This window comes from Serratia sp. UGAL515B_01 (genome assembly GCF_033095805.1).
Classification (GTDB): Bacteria; Pseudomonadota; Gammaproteobacteria; order Enterobacterales; family Enterobacteriaceae; genus Chania.
Window position 1 is genome coordinate 4,028,183 of the sequence record NZ_CP109901.1, and the last position, 18,433, is coordinate 4,046,615.

At 50.7% G+C, this 18,433-nt stretch carries 10 protein-coding genes; 6 read left to right on the forward strand and 4 right to left on the reverse strand.

Annotated elements, in window-relative coordinates:
- Positions 1-68: 68 nt before the first annotated feature.
- The 4 genes from OK023_RS18250 to bcsE all read right to left on the reverse strand — a co-directional run bounded on the left by OK023_RS18250 (position 69) and on the right by bcsE (position 7,606).
- Positions 69-3,821, reverse strand: coding sequence for an autotransporter outer membrane beta-barrel domain-containing protein (locus tag OK023_RS18250; protein ID WP_317694054.1), 3,753 nt, complete (start codon positions 3,819-3,821; stop codon positions 69-71).
- 382 nt (positions 3,822-4,203) lie between these two features.
- Complete coding sequence (gene bcsG, locus OK023_RS18255) at positions 4,204-5,847, reverse strand: cellulose biosynthesis protein BcsG (RefSeq protein ID WP_317694056.1); 1,644 nt, start codon at positions 5,845-5,847, stop codon at positions 4,204-4,206.
- Positions 5,848-5,849: 2 nt separating this feature from the next.
- A complete protein-coding gene (gene bcsF, locus OK023_RS18260) occupies positions 5,850-6,047 on the reverse strand; it encodes a cellulose biosynthesis protein BcsF (RefSeq protein WP_317694057.1) in 198 nt (65 codons plus the stop codon).
- Positions 6,044-7,606, reverse strand: coding sequence for a cellulose biosynthesis protein BcsE (bcsE, locus tag OK023_RS18265; protein WP_317694058.1), 1,563 nt, complete (start codon positions 7,604-7,606; stop codon positions 6,044-6,046). The genes bcsF and bcsE overlap by 4 nt, the downstream gene beginning before the upstream one ends.
- A 193-nt stretch (positions 7,607-7,799) precedes the next feature.
- Between bcsE and bcsR the strand changes: the two genes are divergently transcribed.
- From bcsR to bcsC, 6 genes are all read left to right on the forward strand, one after another.
- Entirely contained in the window at positions 7,800-7,994 is a 195-nt protein-coding gene (bcsR, locus tag OK023_RS18270) for a cellulose biosynthesis protein BcsR (RefSeq protein WP_317694059.1), read from the forward strand.
- Positions 7,995-7,997: 3 nt separating this feature from the next.
- Positions 7,998-8,735: a cellulose biosynthesis protein BcsQ gene (bcsQ, locus tag OK023_RS18275; protein WP_317694061.1), complete on the forward strand. Its 738-nt coding sequence runs from the start codon at positions 7,998-8,000 to the stop codon at positions 8,733-8,735.
- On the forward strand, positions 8,732-11,323 hold the full coding sequence (bcsA, locus tag OK023_RS18280) for a UDP-forming cellulose synthase catalytic subunit (protein ID WP_317694063.1): 2,592 nt from the start codon (positions 8,732-8,734) through the stop codon (positions 11,321-11,323). Before bcsQ ends, bcsA begins: the two co-directional genes overlap by 4 nt.
- 76 nt (positions 11,324-11,399) lie before the next feature.
- Entirely contained in the window at positions 11,400-13,712 is a 2,313-nt protein-coding gene (gene bcsB, locus OK023_RS18285; protein ID WP_317694064.1) for a cellulose biosynthesis cyclic di-GMP-binding regulatory protein BcsB, read from the forward strand.
- A gap of 5 nt (positions 13,713-13,717) precedes the next feature.
- Positions 13,718-14,833: a cellulose synthase complex periplasmic endoglucanase BcsZ gene (gene bcsZ / locus OK023_RS18290; protein ID WP_317694065.1), complete on the forward strand. Its 1,116-nt coding sequence runs from the start codon at positions 13,718-13,720 to the stop codon at positions 14,831-14,833.
- Positions 14,815-18,285 carry a cellulose synthase complex outer membrane protein BcsC gene (gene bcsC / locus OK023_RS18295; protein WP_317694066.1) on the forward strand — a complete coding sequence of 1,157 codons (3,471 nt, stop codon included), beginning with the start codon at positions 14,815-14,817 and terminating at the stop codon, positions 18,283-18,285. The genes bcsZ and bcsC overlap by 19 nt, the downstream gene beginning before the upstream one ends.
- Positions 18,286-18,433: the final 148 nt, after the last annotated feature.

Here is an 18,433-nt window from a genome sequence, read left to right on the forward strand (position 1 = left end):
TTTTTATATTCGTCATGAAATATATTCCCTGCCTATGGAAATAAGCAGGGAACGTTTATTGTTGAGGCTTAGAAATTATACTTACCGCCCAACATTACTGCCGTATCACTGTAGCCCTTATTGCCCACTTGCTGGCCAATATTACCCCACAGATTGACCTGTTTGTTAAGTTGGCCTTCCACACCGACTTTCAGTTCGGCAATGTTCGCGGCTCCGTCCTGATTTACACTGACCCCATTCATATTGACACCGAAGTCTTTGCTATTGTGCACCCAGTTGGTTTCCACAAACGGTTGGAAGACGCGGTCTTTACCTTTGTCTTGATCGTTGTAACCATTGAGAAAGGCTTTAACCCCCAGACGGGTCTGGATGTTACCATCTCCTTCGCCAGAGATATTACTCCCGTTGGTCTCGGTATGGTCATCGGCCTTCACGCCCATCCAGGTTAGCTGTGCTTTCGGTTGAATGAAGTAGCTCATATTGTTAGCGACATTTTCACCCAGTTTAAAGGTGTAGCCGCTCTCAACCGAGGCTGTGATACCTTTGGACTTATAGTCCTCGCTCACCAGAGATTGGCCGTTCACGTTGTTGTTGAACCAGCTGTATTGTGCCCAGCCGTCAACATACAAGCCTGACTTGTCAACTGCATTGGCATACCAAGTGCCATAGGTACCCACGCTATAACCATTTACCGATCCCTTGGCATCATAGCCCGATAACCGTGAAACCGTGTTGCTCTTACTGTTACCATAACCGGCCATTAACCCCAGATGGAAACGATCCAGGCCATTATTGCTCCATTGGGCGATGTCCCCACCCAGTTGCACCACATAACGGTTGGCTTGAGTGTTTGCTTGACCACTCTGAGTACGAGAACGGTTGTGGCCACCTTCGTTACGCAGCCACATACTGGTGACTTTCTGCTCTCCAGTGAGTACGTCAATGTACTGAGTCTCACCTAGGCGGTCATGTATACTGGTGACAAACATGTTGTTGGCCGCAGCCAGGTTAGCACTATAAGCACCACCTTCCGGGCGTTCGGTCAGTTGATTAGGTTCTAGATTGTTACTGATTAGATACCAGTTCGCAGCAGTCAGAGCATTCAGGCCACGGCTCAGCGTATAATCATAGGCTCCAGCCGCAATACGTCCCGACTGAACAAACTCGCCATCAGATTGACCACCGACCGTAATGACCTCAATCCCCTGCAACGCCTGCGCTCCAATGCCGCCAGCATTGTTTATCTGCACTAGCGTAGTGCCAGAGGTGTTCCCTTCGACAACCAGTTTATCGGTCAGCGACGCATTACTTCCCAGACGGGTATTCAACACCAGCAGACCATTATTCCCTTGATAATTACCCGCTACCGTCAGGGTTTTAAAATCGTCTGCCGTCGGTGCCATAAATGTCACTGTACCGCTGTTAGAAAGATTATCTACCAGTGAGTTACCGGTCATGTTCCATTGGCTGGTGGTGTCAATCGAAACATCGGTTGGGTCAATCGAACCCGTGAGGCTGGCGCCGTTGACGAAGCTCAGTTGTGTGCCACTCTGGCCTACCACGTTGCTGGTTAACTGCGCACCACCCGTGCTGCCGTCCAGCACCAAGGTGCCGCCATCGATCTGGGTTTGTCCGGTATAGGCCGTCTTACCAGATAAAGTCAAACTGGCCTCGCCGTTTTTGATAAGGCCAGCGTTGCTTGCATCAATATCGCCCGCAAACGTGGTGTCAACGCTGTTGGTGACGGTAAAAGTCTTACCAGCCAGCAACAATTGGCTGCCGCTGACACCGGACAGGTTTTGCACGCTTGCACCGTTACCACTGACTTCTGCAATGCTCAGCGTGGCTCCAGACTGGGTGAGATTGGTCGATGAACTTGTGGAAATATCTGCAGCACCGATTAAAGCCAGCGTACCGTCCTCGATCGTGGTACTGCCCGTGTAGGTATTGGCAGCCGACAGTATCAGCAAACCATCATCTTTCTTGGTGAGGCTTTTGCCATCCCAACCGCTGTCGAATGTACCAACCTGATCCCCCAAGGCAACGTCAATATCAAACGCGGTATTGGTCGCCATGGTGAAAGTGCCGGTACCGTCAGCCACACCCCCTTCGCTCCAGGCCAGTTGGAAACCCAGGTTGTAATCCAGACCGGATACGCGACCGTTATACAGCAGATAGTCCAACCCGCTTGGCGTCAGTGGGGTGTTTTCGAGATTGTCAGTGATGCCATCTGTGGTGCGTAGCATCGTATATTCGTTGTCATTGAGAACATCGCTGGCTTTAACGGGAACCAGATCGTTGCTGAACCCTCTAATCAACAACGTACCGCCAAGAATAGCACTTTGCGCGACAATGTCAGGTGAGGAACCCAAGGTGATGTTAAGTATAGAGCCAGCAGCTTGTACGAAGGCACCACCCACTCTCAACGTGGAGTTGATCTGGCCGATGTTGGTAGTGGCACCTGCCTCGGTGGTGTAGTCGCCAGCGATGGTAAAGGGCTGATTCTGCAACAGCTGTAAAGTACCTTGCGACACGGTTACGCTTCCTTGGCTGGAAGGGTCGCCAGTGAAGGTTAACATCCCACTACCCAACTTGGTCAAGCTACCGGTACCCGACAGTACATTGTTATAGGTGTAGTCGCTGTTGTTATTGAACACCAAGGCTGCATTGTTGGTGATATCGGTGGTGATGCTGCCAGTGGTGCCGTTACCGATCTGCAGCGTACCGGCGTTTACTGTGGTTGAACCGCTGTAGGTGTTATTGCCAGTGAGCGTCAACGTGTTCGCACCGGTCTTTAACAGGGAAAGCGTGCCACCGATGGTGCCCGCGTAGAGCGAATCGGCGGTAGTGCTGAGGCCCAGAATCTCTCCCGTGCCTGTACCGGTGATCGACGAACCGGCCACACCGGTGAGATTACCAATGTTCATCACGGTATTCGCACCGTCTACCGTGACCTGTGCCGTGGGGGCCGTCAGTGCCAGAGTGGCCGTGGGTGCAATCCAATCGGCATTGACGAGAACCACCGAATTGACGCCCACGTTCACACCACTGATTGAATTCAGCCCGTCAGTCACCTCATTGATCAGCATTGATGAAGAAAGCGTTACTGAACCTGTGCCCAGTGCATTTGCGGCATTGGCGTACAGTGCACCCCTGGCGTCACCAGTGGCCTGAGTACCCGTCGACGTGATATTCCAATTGCCGCTGTAAGTATTATTGGCACTGCTGACGCGGAGATATTTTCTATTGAAAACTCCGCCAACGGGCATAGTCATGTTGACGTTAGCGCTACCACTCAGTGCTGCGGTGGGCGCCAGGGTCAAACCGTTGGCGTAGGTGCCTCCAATCGGGCTGATTGAGACGGTGCCTGGGCCTGCAAGCGTCAACCCTGTTGTCAGCGTGCGATCTGTATTACCAACACTTTGCATCGACAACGCCAGCGTGCCACCGCTGTTGATGGTGAGCCCGGGAATGCTGTAAGTTACATTGCCGATCGTGCTGTTGTTGTTGCCGGGCAGAGATAGAGTCCCTCCATCCTGAACGGTTAGCGACCCACCATCGAAAGCGTAGCTGAAAGTACCAAAGTTAGCCGGCGGGCTGTTAACCGTGCTACCACTGCCGATCACGTAATCAAAAGATGCACTGGGCGCTAGGCCATTACTCCAGGTTGCTGTCGCATCCCATTGGCCATTGGCCACTGATGTGACTGTTTGAGCATGTACGGGTAACATCAAGAATGCTAGCGAAACGGCGGAGTAAATGGGTGAAAAGCGAAAGAGAGGATTGTTATCCCCAGCACGAGGTTTGAGGGCAGGGAGCATGTCATTATCCTTAAATACATTTATACGCACTTTCTCTTAGTACTATTAACGTCTTTGTTGTGAAAGTGAATGGTGTGTTAATTTTTTGATATAAAAACGCACAATATCAGTAACGCAATGAGTCTACAATCCCTAGATAAATGCTCTGCGACAGGATTGCCCCAGCCCTGAATAATTTTAAAATTAGAATATTTCTTGGAGCGGTGTTGGTTACTCGTGGGTAAAATCACGGGTTCATTCAGGGTAGTGTCAAGGGTAAGGCGAGGGCGGCAATGGTTCTTTTGCCGATTGCTTCAGCAAGGGGAAACACCCACAAACGCAAGCGCATTTATGGTCGCATTAAGGCTGCGACTCTTGCTTCAGTGAGGTCGAACTTTTGCCGTTATTGCGGGTAAGGCACCCAGTCGCCGCCGTTAAGACGAATATAGAACTTTCCTTGATACTGCATCACCACGGCGTTGTCGTTTTCTGAGATAACGGCAGTCTGCGGCAAGCCTTGAGTCAGCGTTTTCCAGTCTATGCTCGGTGCAGAGAACACTTTGCCGTCAACCAATCGGGAGACCAGTTCCGACAAGGCCAGATAGCTGCTCGGCGTAGTAATCTCCTGTGGGTTGCCTTGATGCGGAGCCTGCATCCCGATCAGTCTGATGCCCACCGGTATATGAGTAATGCTTGGGCTTGGAATATCACGAAGGCCTGACATTTGCATCTTATCCCCCACCAGCGCTGCACCGTGTTCTGGTACGATCACGACCATCACCTTGCGGCCGGACTTTTGCAGTTCTTCCAGAAAAGAATTCAACTGCTCGAACAGCTTTTGCGCACGAGGCTGGTAATCGGCAGCTTTGTTGCCGCCAACAAAACGGTTACCGTCATGCAATGGAATGACATTAAAGAATGTTGCTGTGCGTGCATCCCCTTCTTTTTTTCGTTGCTCGAGCCAACGATTGAGTAATTGCAGGTCATCGTAGATCGGTTCCCCGTCAAATGACGCCAACTCATTACCGATACCGACCTGTGACATCAAAGGTGCCTGTATGCCACCTTGCTCACGAAGGGCTTTCAGGTAATTTCCAAATATACCTGAGTGGTCTAGCATCAGTTGTTCCTTAAAACCTAATTTTGCCAAATTATCCAATAGATAGCACTGTTGGTTGACCGGCTGATAGAGATCGAGATGAGAGGGCTGGCCGCAACTGGCACGCAGTAGGCGGATCGCAGCAGGCCCACTGTAGGCAGTTGCCGAGTTGAAGTGGGTGAACATGATATCCATCTTTGACCACAATGGGTCGTTTTGCAGATTGGTGGCTTCCATATCGGACCATGCCAGTGAACAGATATTGATAATCAATAGGTCAAACGGCTGCGCATCGCTGGGCAATGAGGCGGGGAAGGAGGTGGCCCTCGTTTTCTCCTGCTCATAAAACTGATTCAAGTAGGCGGTAAGGTTAGCATCAGTGGGGGGGGTGTTAGTGGCCGGCTGATTGCCACTATGAACAGTGGTCGTCGTTGGTGCCGATACTTCAGCTGTGTTGGTCGTTGGCAATAATGCCATCGCGGGGCCAGCGGTATTGGCTATGTTCAACCATATCATTGCCGCCACAGTAAAGGTCGTTACTCTTATCCATTCGCTAACAAACAGGTAGGCGATCAGCAATACGAAGGCCGCCCCTATCATTTGCCAGTTGATAAAGCGGTTGGTCAGCTCAAGCAGATATTGTGCGCTGAAACCAGCAATCAAATGGCCTTGGCTGAGAATACTATTAATTCCGGGCAACCAAGTATCGTGGTAGAACAGAGCGATGCCGATAGGAATGGCGATAATATGCCGCCAACGGTGCCAACGAGCAGGTGGGATTGGCATCAGCAGAAATGCCATGAACACCAGATTGTACAGTGCATGGAAATTCAGATAACCAAACCATAACAGGCCGAACTTGATTAAAAAGTAGAAGTTCCAGCCGCCAAGACCACGCCAATAGTGCCATAACGTATTTTCGGGTTGCGTAGTTTCTCTTTCAGTCATTGTTATTTTTTACGTTTAATCTGAGATAAAGAACCTTCGCGTACCCATAGTCCTTCCGACTTTAAATAACGCGGAGACAGAAACAAATTTTGCCAAGCCTGGTGCCAGTTTGGGAAATGACGATGAAACATGTATCCAGAAGGAATGAAGATCAGTGCACACAAAATCACTAATTGTACAATATCACCAAGGCCGCTCATTCTAGCTCCTCATGCTCATGACTCAAAAGTGTAAACGGGACGGGTTCATGACGTTCGATCAGCATTTCTGCTACCTTGGTGACGGTTTTGACTGGACGCGGCTCAAGGCTGGTTTCCCGGTGTGATGATTCGATATCCTGAGTCAATAGTCTGATTTTGGCAGTAATATCGACATCCTGGTGCCACACGATTCGGTTACTGAATGCTTCACTTACCGGCAAACGAAAAATAAACTTCAGTGCAGTATCCAAATCGTTAATCCGACAGGTGGAAAGAAACAAGAACAAACGGTTTTGGGCGACGGTCATGATGTCCCCAAAACGCCGTTGATGGCATAGCGTCATCGACTGGCGGGCACTTAACCCTGGTGCAGGGCGTAAGGCGACCATCACCCCTTTGCCATCCTCCGGTAAAAGCGTATTTTCCATTAATGAAACGACAGTACTGCAGAAGTCTGCAAGTGGCAAATAGCCCTTTGACTGCAATGGCCGCAATCCTACCATCAGAGTGCTAATATCCTCGGGAATATGGCGTGATAACCGTTGGCCTTGAATACCCTCCAACATAGTTAAAAATCTAGAGAGTGGGGCAACATGCGGCACAATCAAGTTGGCACCACAGGCCAGTAGCAGCCTCTCATCGCTGTAACGTACGCTGGCGCTCATATCGCGTACTATGATCTTCAACCCCTCTCCTCGGCTGCGTCGCAGAGTATGGATCTGATGTGCTAACTCATCAATTTCATCATTCTGGTGTAAAGAGAAAATCAGCGTTGCCGTTTTCGTCAGCATGCCTTTTTGCATGAGCTGTGTGTTGTTCTCAAACAGTTGCCAATTTGCTGAGAGTGGCGGAGCGCCTTCCAAGATATGTTGTTCAGCCAGGTACAAGTTTTCGTCGTTGTGCTCTGCTATGGGGGAAGGAGTGTTAATGCTGTCAACCCCTTGCCAACCCTGAGCATCGAGATGAAGAGTAAACAACTGGTTAGCGTTAATGTCATTTGCCGTAAGCCACCAGTTTACCAAATACTTTGCGCTATCTTGCTGCCATTGCATGCTTGCTAGGCCATCGAGGGTACGATGCTCAGTGCTGAGTTGTCCCTTGAGTCTGTTTACGCCGCTACCGTGGCAAAGAATAACCAGAGTAGATTGCCGCTGGTGTAGCCATTTAGCGATATTGCTGGCCCATACGCATAACTCATCGCTATTGAAGGTTTTCCATAAACTGGCGGGTGCCAACAGGATCAGTAGCCGGTTTTGGGGTTTTAAGGCCCGCATCAAATCGTCGGTAAGACCTAACAGCGCCGTTTTTTTTTCTGGGAGAGAAAATAGAGGAAATTTCTTTAACGCAGGAGAAAAACTATTATTCAGTAGTAAATCAGGTTGGTCACCCATATAAATCAGGGCTAATTGGCTGTCTTCAGTCTGAGCGGCAATAATTTGCTTGCAAAGCATAGCGGCATCTGCCTGACGATCAAAATTAACCCAATAAAATCCAGGGGCCTGCATGACTGACAGCTCATGCCAAATACGCCGAATACCGAGTGAGAAAGATAGCGCCATAGATTATCTACTTTCGTCGAAAATGTCGCAAACGAACAGGATATTGCCACATTAAAATCGTAACGTTGAGAACAGCATAGCAAATTCAGAATTTTGGGCGATGATTCTCTTTTATATTCATGTTACTGACTTCTGTTTTATCTGAACGTTGCTATAGTCATTTTAACATTAGCCTATTTTTAAAGGCGACAGCATGGATAATGGTAAGTTAGCGAGCTTTCACTCTAAAGCATCGTTGGAAATAGAGGATGACTTAGCGGCATTAAGCCGGGCTTTTTCATTACCCAACCTTTGTTACGTTGATATTTCACGTCAGGAGCGGTTAACGCAAATGATGATCAGATGGCCGCTGTTGGCCGAATTGGCGACAAAGACGGGGAGTCGTTGATTTATGCCAGTGATTGCGCTGCAAGGGTTGCGGGGCGGTATTGGTGTGACGTCATTGACCGCGGCGCTCGCCTGGGCCTTACAACAGTTGGGTGAGTCTGTACTCGCTATCGACCTTTCGCCAGATAATCTGTTGCGTTTGCATTTTAATATGCCCTTCGAACTGAACCGGGGCTGGGCACGTGCCGATCTTGACGGTGCCAAGTGGCAGCAAGGGGCAATGCGGTACGGCAAAAAACTTGATTTCCTACCGTTCGGTCGTTTGAGTTTGGCTGAACAACGGCAGATAAGCCAGCAAGACCTTAATTCCCCTGGCCGCTGGCAAGAATTTCTGGCGCTGTTGTGTGATTCCGGTCAGTATCGTTGGATATTACTGGATATTCCGGCAGGCAATACCGTTCTGATTGAACAGCAACTGGCTCTCGCTGACGGCGTCTTTCTATTGCTCAGTCCCGATGCCAGTTGCCATGCTCGCTTGCATCAACAACCAACACCAGTGGGCTGCCGCTTCCTGATTAATCAATTCTCTTCATCCAGTATGCTGCAACAAGATTTGCATCAGTTGTGGCTGCAAACACTGAATGGCGTGTTGCCATTCGTCATTCATCGTGATGAAGCCTTGGTGGAGGCACTGGCGATAAAACAACCGGTGGGGGAATACAACCCGGAGAGTCTGGCCGCTGACGAAATACTGACGTTGGCTAATTGGTGCCTGCTCAATCTGTCGGAAGAGGCGCGATGAGGTGGGTGCTGCATTTGCTGTTGGTGTCTCCTGCGAGTCGGGGGATTCAGGAACGCTATCGCGGCTATCGCCATGCCGGGGCACCGGCATTTACTGCTTTTCTCACCACCCTGATGCTGGCAATCAGCTGGACATTCCTGCGATTTGAGTCACCCAGCTGGCAAAAAGTGTTTGTTTGCCACCACTATTGGTTCCCACATATTTCGTCCAGGCGCCCGCGTCCCGCAGATGCTGTACGCTATTTGCTCCAGGGGGTGTGGCTGTTGTTAACGCGCAGTGAATCGGTCTCAGTGAGGCATTACTCTTTTGCCGGTTGGTCCAAATTGCAACTACGTTATACCAATTGGTTGCACAGTTTGCCGCAGCGTCTGCAGGAAGCTGGCGTGAAGGAGCGTTCGGTGCAGTATCTTAACCGGCTGAGTCAGCGTATGCGCCGGATGTTATTTATTTTTGCCGCAGTATTTGCCGGGCTATTGGCTCTGTTGTGTATTTCTCAACCATTTGATTTACAAGCACAGTTTGTGTTCGTGCTGTTGTTGTGGTGCATTGCTATGGCAGTGCGCAGGATCCCAGGGCGGTTACCCTGCTTGATGCTGATTGTGCTGTCGCTGACGGTATCCTGTCGCTATTTATGGTGGCGCTATACCGCTACGCTCAATTGGGACGATCCTGTTAGCCTCGTTTGTGGCTTGCTGTTGCTGATGGCTGAAACCTATGCTTGGGTAGTCTTAGTATTAGGGTATTTCCAGACTATCTGGCCTTTAAATCGCCAACCAGTACCAATGCCTGCGGACATTAACGCCTGGCCGACAGTTGACTTGATGGTGCCGACCTACAACGAAGAGCTGAGCGTGGTGAAACCGACCATCTATGCCGCATTGGGTATCGACTGGCCGAAAGAAAAAATTACCATCTATATTCTTGATGACGGCAATCGCCCTGAGTTTAAAGCCTTTGCTGCAGAAGCGGGGGTGAAATATATTGCCCGCCCAACTCATGAGCATGCCAAAGCAGGAAATATCAATAATGCGCTGAAATACGCGACCAGTGAGTTGGTGACCATTTTCGATTGTGACCACGTGCCAACCCGTTCATACCTGCAATTGACCGTAGGCTGGTTCCTTAAAGATAAGAAACTGGCGATGTTGCAAACACCACACCATTTCTTCTCTCCCGACCCGTTTGAACGCAACCTGGGGCGTTTTCGCCAGACACCGAATGAAGGTACCTTGTTCTATGGGTTGGTTCAGGATGGTAATGATATGTGGGATGCCACCTTCTTCTGTGGTTCCTGTGCGATCCTGCGCCGCACTGCACTGGACGAAATAGGAGGCATTGCGGTGGAAACCGTGACAGAAGACGCCCATACATCATTACGTCTTCACCGCAGAGGACATACTTCGGCCTATATCCGGATACCTCAGGCTGCCGGATTGGCAACAGAAAGCTTATCTGCGCACATTGGCCAACGCATTCGCTGGGCACGGGGCATGGTGCAAATCTTCAGGTTGGATAACCCACTACTAGGGAAAGGATTGAAGCTAGCGCAGAGGTTGTGTTATGCCAATGCCATGTTGCACTTCCTGTCAGGTATCCCACGTTTGATTTTCCTAACGGCACCGTTGGCCTTCTTGCTGTTGCATGCGTATATCATTTTTGCTCCGGCGTTGGCAATTGCGCTGTATGTTCTTCCACACATGATCCACGCCAGCCTGACTAACTCACGTATTCAGGGTAAATATCGCCACTCTTTCTGGAGTGAAATTTATGAAACCGTGCTCGCCTGGTATATCGCCCGACCAACCACTGTTGCGTTGTTGAACCCGCATAAAGGCAAATTCAACGTCACTTCCAAAGGTGGGCTGGTAAAAGAAGAGCATGTTGATTGGGTTATTAGCCGCCCATATCTGTTGCTGGTGGTATGTAATCTTGCTGGTCTGGTATTTGGGCTATGGCGTATGTTCTTCGGCCCAGCGGCCGAAGCGATGACGGTATTCGTTAGTCTGGTCTGGGTTGCTTATAACATGACTATTCTTGGCGGTGCTATGGCGGTAGCCGTAGAAGCCAAACAGGTACGTCAGTCACACCGCGTAGAAATCGCCATGCCTGCGGCAGTAGCGCGGGCCGATGGGCATATATTCCCTTGCACACTGCAAGATTATTCGGATGGAGGAGTGGGAATAAAGATGCGTGTGCTGGATAAGATGAAAGAGAATGATAGAGTGGCATTGCTGCTAAAACGTGGTCGGCAAGAGTTCAGTTTCCCTTGTATTGTGACTCGTACACACGGCCTGCATGCAGGGATCCGTCTTGTTGGGCTCTCTACACGTCAATACACTGAGTTTATTCAGTGTACCTTTGCGCGCGCCGATACTTGGGCTCTCTGGCAGGATGGATTTCCTGAAGATAAACCAGTAGACAGCCTGCGCGACGTTTTGATGCTGGGCCTTCATGGTTATCAGCACATGGCTGATTACGCGCCTCCCGTTATTCGCCGCCTTCTAATTGGTTTTACCACGTCGGCTCTGTGGATCATGTCATTCATTCCCCACGGGGTAGGTGGTGGGAGAACTTCAACTGTGCAATAAACTGTGGCATAGGCTGCGTGCTGCAAGCGCCCGTGTATTTTCCCGGAGAATCGGCATTAACAGTGATGACTATACGATGACAAGAAAAATAAACTGGTTTACTGCATTCGCTTTAGCCGTCAGTACGTTCTCTCAGGCGGAAACGGCGATTACCCCTACGGCCATCGAGCAACCATCAGTAACCATACTGGCTGCAGACACGTCGCCCATCACACCTGTTGTTACCACTGAACCAACAATCACCAATCCACCAGTGCGTGATGCGCAACTCTCTTTCACTGAGGTAGCGCCGCCACCGGGTACTTTTAGCCTGTTAGGTACCCGTCCTGAAGGGCAGGTTGAGTTTGGTGTACGCAGCGACGAAGTGGTTTCACAGGCGATGCTTAATCTGGAGTTTACCCCTTCCCCTTCGCTAGCTCCGATACAATCGCAACTTAAGGTATATCTTAACGACGAGCTGATGGGGGTACACCCCCTGACCAAAGAACAGCTGGGCAGATCTAACCGCATTCAAATGCCGATTGATCCGCGATATATCACTGATTTTAACCGCTTAAGGTTGGTGTTCGTGGGTAATTTACAGAGTATCTGTGAAAACCCGACGAGCAGTACGCTATGGTTGGATGTCAGCAAATCCAGCTCGCTGGACTTGCGCTTTCAAATGTTGCCACTGAAGAATGAGCTTTCGCACTTCCCTGAACCCTTCTTTGACAGTCGTGACAAGCGCCGATTGACTTTGCCAATGGTGTTTGCTGGACAACCTGATCTGGCACAACAGCATGCAGCCGGTATTCTCGCTTCTTGGTTCGGAACCAAGGCGCAGTGGCGTGGTCAGTCCTTCCCAGTATTGTTTAATCAGCTACCTGAGCAGCACGCGATAGTGTTTGCCACCAATAAACAGCGCCCTGACTTCTTGAAGGACTCTCCAGCAGTCAATGGCCCCACGGTGCAGATGATCAGTCATCCGGATAATCCCTATGTGAAATTGCTATTGATAGAGGGGCGCGATGACAACGACCTGATTACTGCGGTGAAAGGCATTGCTCAAGGTAATATCCTGTTCCGTGGGCAGAACCTGACCGTAGATAAAGTGGAACAACTGGCGGAGCGCCAGCCGTACGATGCGCCAAACTGGGTACGCACCGATCGCGCCGTCACGTTTAACGAACTGCAGCAATATGCTGAGCAGCTCCAGACTGATGGCGTTTTGCCGGGGCCGATCATTATATCGATGAATCTGCCGCCGGATCTGTTCCTGCTCCGCAGTACCGGCATTGATATGCAGTTAAAATACCGTTATACCTCGCCACGTATTCAAGATGGTTCGCGCCTGAGCATCAGTTTGAACAATCAGTTTTTGCAGTCTTATGCTTTGGAACCAGAAAATGAAAAAGGAACTCAACTGCTCCGTTTGCCGTTGTTACAGGGGCTGTTCGATTCCGATACCGTGGTCAATATTCCCGCACTGAAATTGGGAGCAACCAATCAGCTGCGTTTTGACTTCGAATACACAACGCTGTTAGCCAGCAATGCGGAAAGTCGTTGTGAAACTTATTCATTGATAGCCAACCATGCGGTGATTGATGGGAGCTCAACCATCGACTTTACGGGTTATCGGCATTTCATCGCTATGCCCGACCTGCGATCTTTCGCCAATGCAGGCTTTCCATTCAGCCGATTGGCCGATTTGTCGCAAACCTTGGTGTTGGTGAATAAACAACCGCACCAGGCACAGGTCAGCGCGTTGCTAAACGCTTTGGGTAATGTGGGAGCACAGACCGGCTATCCCGCACTGGCTTTCACGCTGGCGGATGACTGGTCGCAGGCGAAAGACAAAGACGCCGATATTCTACTTATCGGTTCCATTCCGCCAGAGCTACGTGATGATAACAGACTGAATTTATTGGTAGAGGCTACGTTAAGCTGGGTCAAACAACCGATGCGACAATTACCACTGCCGAGTCTTGCCATGGAGCAGGATGACACTACGGCTGACGGCAAAACGACCATCAGTTCGCAAGGGGCGATGGCGGCGATTGTCGGGGTGCAATCCCCGTTCAATGATCAACGTAGCATTGTGGCATTGTTGGCAGATAGCCCTCAGGGCTACGATCTGCTGAATAACGCGCTGCTCGATAGTGGCAAGCGTGCGGCGGTGTTTGGATCCGTCTCTGTGATACGTGAATCGGGTGTTTATAGCCTGCGAGTAGGAGATGTTTATCATGTTGGTTATCTGCCATGGTGGGAACGCATCTGGTTTGCTCTCTCAACGCACCCGGTGCTGCTGGCCGTGGTGGCGGCAGTCGTGGTTGTGATCATGGCACTTTTGCTGCGATACGGTCTGAAGGCCATTAGCCGCCGCCGTTTGTCACCGGAAGAGCGAGATTGATGACTATGGCTAGACTCTTCTTGAAGCATTTCTTACCGTGCCTGTTGCTCTTGTGTGTTTTCCCGATAGCAGCGTCTTGTGAGTGGCCTGCTTGGCAGCAGTACAAGCAGTTTTACATCAGCGACGAAGGGCGGGTGATTGATCCCAGTAGCCCGCAACGTATTACCACTTCAGAAGGGCAAAGCTATGGGTTGTTCTTCGCACTGGTTGCCAATGATCGGCCCACCTTCGATAAATTGCTGACGTGGACAGAGAACAATTTGGCTGCGGGTGATTTGAGCGTACATCTGCCCGCTTGGTTGTGGGGAGAGGACGATAAAAAAAACTGGAAGGTGTTGGACAGCAATTCCGCCTCTGATGCTGACTTGTGGATTGCTTACGACTTGCTAGAAGCGGGGCGGTTATGGCAAAGCCAGCGCTATCAAACGTTGGGAACACTGTTGTTGCAACGGATTGGGCACGAAGAAGTGGTTGATATTCCTGGCTTAGGGACAATGCTGTTACCGGGCAAGATTGGTTTTGTGGCAGATAACCAGTGGCGGCTTAATCCCAGCTATCTTCCCCTACAATTGCTGACTCGTTTCTCCTCAATCCATGAATCTTGGAAAGCCGTGCAGAAAACCAGTCAGCGCCTTTGGTTAGAGACGGCGCCACAGGGTTTCTCACCGGACTGGGTGGCGTGGCAGCCAACTAAAGGCTGGTTAGCGGATAGCGTAAAACCCAACATTGGCAGTTATGATGCCATCAGAGTTTATCTTTGGGCTGGAATGTTAGCAGACGATGACCCACATAAAGCCGCCTTGGTGAAACAGTTCCAGCCAATGGTCAATTTCGTGGTAAAGCAAGGTGTTCCGCCAGAGAAAATGGATACGGCGACGGGCAAAGCCACCGCAGAAGGCCCGGTAGGTTTCTCTGCCGCGTTGTTACCACTTTTGGCTGAGCAAGTTGACGCATTAGCGATGCAGCGTCAACGCATCAAAGATAATCCATTGACTAACAATGCTTATTTCAACGCATCCCTACTACTATTTGGTCAGGGTTGGGATCAACAACGTTATCGTTTCAATCGCCAGGGTGAACTTCAACCCTCTTGGGGCGGTCAATGCGTAACTTCAGATTAGGTTGGCTGAGCTTATTACCTTTAAGCCTTGTGCTCTTGTCGCAGGTGACGGGGGCTGAAACTGTGGATCCTGAACAGTGGCTGTTGGAGCAGATGCGTATTGGTGAGGCGAATAATCAGGATGAGTTGGTTCGTCAATCTCTGTATCGCCTTGAGCTGATTGCCCCGAATAACCCGGATGTGATTGCCGCACGAATGCGTTTGGCGCTACGCCAGGGCAATCAGGCGTTGGCACAACAGCAGTTGGACAAACTCAAAGGGATCGCTCCGCAGTCAGAGGTTTTCCGTCAGGCCGAAATGACGATGCAATTGACCCGGCCTGAAACCCGTCAGAAATTGCAACAGGCGCGCCTGATGGCTACCGCAGGCCGCTTGCAGGAAGCCAAAGCCCTGTACGATGAACTCTTTCAAGGCGATCCGCCGACACCCAATCTGGCTGTGGAATACTGGAAGTTAGTGGCGCGTCTACCTGGTCAGGAACCTGAGGTAGTGAAGAAGTTACAGGTTTTGGATCTGCAGTATCCAGGCAATGTCACGCTGCGTATGACATTGGTGAGGATGCTGTTCAGTCAGGATCGTGTTGAGCAGGCATATGACTTACTGCAGAAAGTCGCAGTCGATCCCGGGGGCCGCGATGATGCGGCGGATTTATGGCTGGAAAAGGTTAAAGCGATGCCTGTCAGTCCTCAGAGTGTCGCGGCTTTGAACCGTTTTCTCGGGGTGTTTGAAAGTGGCGATCAGGTTCTGAGTGCACAGCAGGAATTAGCCCGACAAAAGGCCTTGCTTGCTGATCCTGTCTATCAGGCGCGTATGCTCGGGTTGGCGCGGGTAGAAAAAGGGGAGGGAGGAACTGCGATCCCTGAATTGAAAAAAGCGTTATCGAGTACGCCTGATGATGCCGAAGTGCTTGGCGCGCTGGGTTTGGCTTATTCTAGAACGGGGAACCGTGAACAGGCTTTGAGTTTGTTCCAGCAGGCGCAGAAAACGGACAAGAATAACTTTGATAGCAACAAATGGCAGAGTCTGATCAAGAGCACGCGTTACTGGTTGGCGATTGCGCAGGGGGATAGCGCAATAAAGGCCAATGATTTGGCGCTAGCGCAGAAAAAATATCAGTGGGCAAGGCAACTTGACGATCGTGACAATAGTGCGTTGATTGGTTTGGGTGACGTTGCCGTCGCTCGCAAAGATGATGCAACTGCTGAACGTTATTATCGGCAGGCCCTGAGGCTGGAGCCGAGCAGCGGCAGTGCGGTACGTGGTTTGGTGAATATCTACCAGCGGCAGTCACCGCAAAAGGCGTTGGACTATCTCAACAGTCTGCCACGTGGGATGCAAGACCCGTTGAGCAGTACGCTGGACAGCCTGCAGCTGGACATGCTTAAACAGCAGGCTGAAGCGCTGGCGCAGCAGCAACTGTGGCCTCAGGCGGCAGAAAAGTACCGGCAAGCTCACCTGAAAGATCCCGAAGATGTCTGGCTGACATACCGCTATGCTCAAACGCTGCGTCAGGCCTGGAAGCCGCAGAGGGCGGACGCCGTATTCCGTCAACTTGTGCAGAAAAAACCTACCGATCCGCAGCAGGTTTACGCCTATGCCTTGTATCTGTCTGCCAGCGAGCGTGAGAGTCAAGCATTGGCACATCTCAATACTCTGCCTAAAGGGCAGTGGAACGATGATATTCGCGATATGGCGCAACGCTTGCAACGGCAGGCAGCGCTCGATTATGCCGAGCGCCTTCGTGCTGGCGGTAATGAATCAGAAGCTATCGCTTATCTGTATCAACAACCGCCTGATACAGCTATCGATTTGACCTTGGCGGATTGGGCGCTGGAGAGGGAAGAATACGGCGTAGCGTTAGCCGATTACCAACGGGTACGCGCACGTGAACCGAATAATCTGGATGCCCGGTTGGGGGAGATTGAAGCCTTTCTGGCGGTCGGTAAACTGACGGAAGCTTACCAACAACTGCAAACAGCAGTACCCCAAAAAGAAGAGTTACCCAACAGCCAGCGGCGGATTGCTAATGCCTGGTCTTTGGTTGGTGAACAGGACAAAGCCGCAGATATTTTCACTCAATTAAAAGCAAAAGCGCAGCAAGAACCCCCAAGCCAGGTCAAAGCATTGTTGTACCGTGATTCTGCCAGGTTTGAACAGGCACGCAGGCGGCCGGAACAGGCCGAACAGGATTATCGCCAGGCGATGGTGGCCAGCGGCATTGCACCGACGCTGCCACTGGATAATGACAGCTACACCCGTTTGACCCGTAATAATATGGCTGACGATTGGCTTAAACGCGGTATCCGTTCCGACGCGGCCGATCTTTACCGCCAGCAGGATGTGACAGTCACCCTCGATCACGATTATATGCGGTCGAGCGGAACCGGTGGGGTTTCCGACTTTAAGGCGCATAACAGCATGTTGCAGGTAGATGTGCCCTTTTATGATGGTCGCGCGTTTTTCCGTACCGATACGTTTCAACTTTATGCGGGCACCTTTGCTACCGATGGTGGGCAGCACTTCGAAACCTTTGGCACCTGTAATACGGTAGGTTGCAGCGGAGATGAGCGCCAGAAAACCACAGGAACCAGTGTGGCTGTTGGTTGGGCCAACGATCGCTGGCAAGCCGATATTGGCACGACGCCGATGGGTTTTGAGGTTGTTGATTGGGTCGGTGGCGTAGCGTACAGCGTTGACTGGAACCACATCGGCTGGACGTTAGGTGCTTCGCGTCGGCCCGTTTCCAGTTCACTGCTTGCATTTGGTGGAACCCGCGATCCCAACACCGGGGTCACTTGGGGAGGTGTACGAGCGAGCGGTATTAGCCTGAGTGCAAGCTATGACCGTGGCGAAGCCAATGGCGTCTGGGCTAACCTCAGTGCCCATCAGCTAACCGGTCAGAATGTTGAGGATAATTTGCGTCAGCGTTTGATGGCCGGTTATTACTACAAAATGATTAACGAAGATAACCGCCGAGCTACCGTTGGGCTGAGTACCATGTTTTGGCACTATCAGAAAGATTTGAGCGGTTACTCCCTTGGACAGGGGGGATATTACAGTCCACAACAGTATGTGTCGTTGGCAATACCGCTGAATTATCGCCAGCGTACTGATAACTGGTCGTGGGAGGTTGGGGGATCGGTATCTATCTCTCATACCAAAACCAATGATGAAAAACGTTACCCAATTCCATCGATGGTCCCTGACCTCCTGCCTGATAAATATGCTATTGAAAGTGGCAGTTCTTCTTCAAGTGTTGGCTATACACTTCGAGCGCTTGCCGAACGCCGTCTCAGTACACATTGGACAATGGGAGCCAGCATTGATATTCAACAGGCAAAAAACTATACCCCTAGCCATATGTTATTGTATTTGCGCTACTCACTTGGCGGTTGGCAAGGCGATCTCGATTTACCACCACAACCATTGACACCTTATTCTGAATTTAAATGATGTATACCTGAATCTATTCAGGTTGTAGGACAAAAAAGCAAAGCGTTTTTGAACAGCGATTGTGCCGGCCTCAAAGGGTCAGGCCGACTTAAGTGATTATGTTCTCAGGAGTATTTTGAACACGGCTGTCTATGGCCCCAAAGGGGCG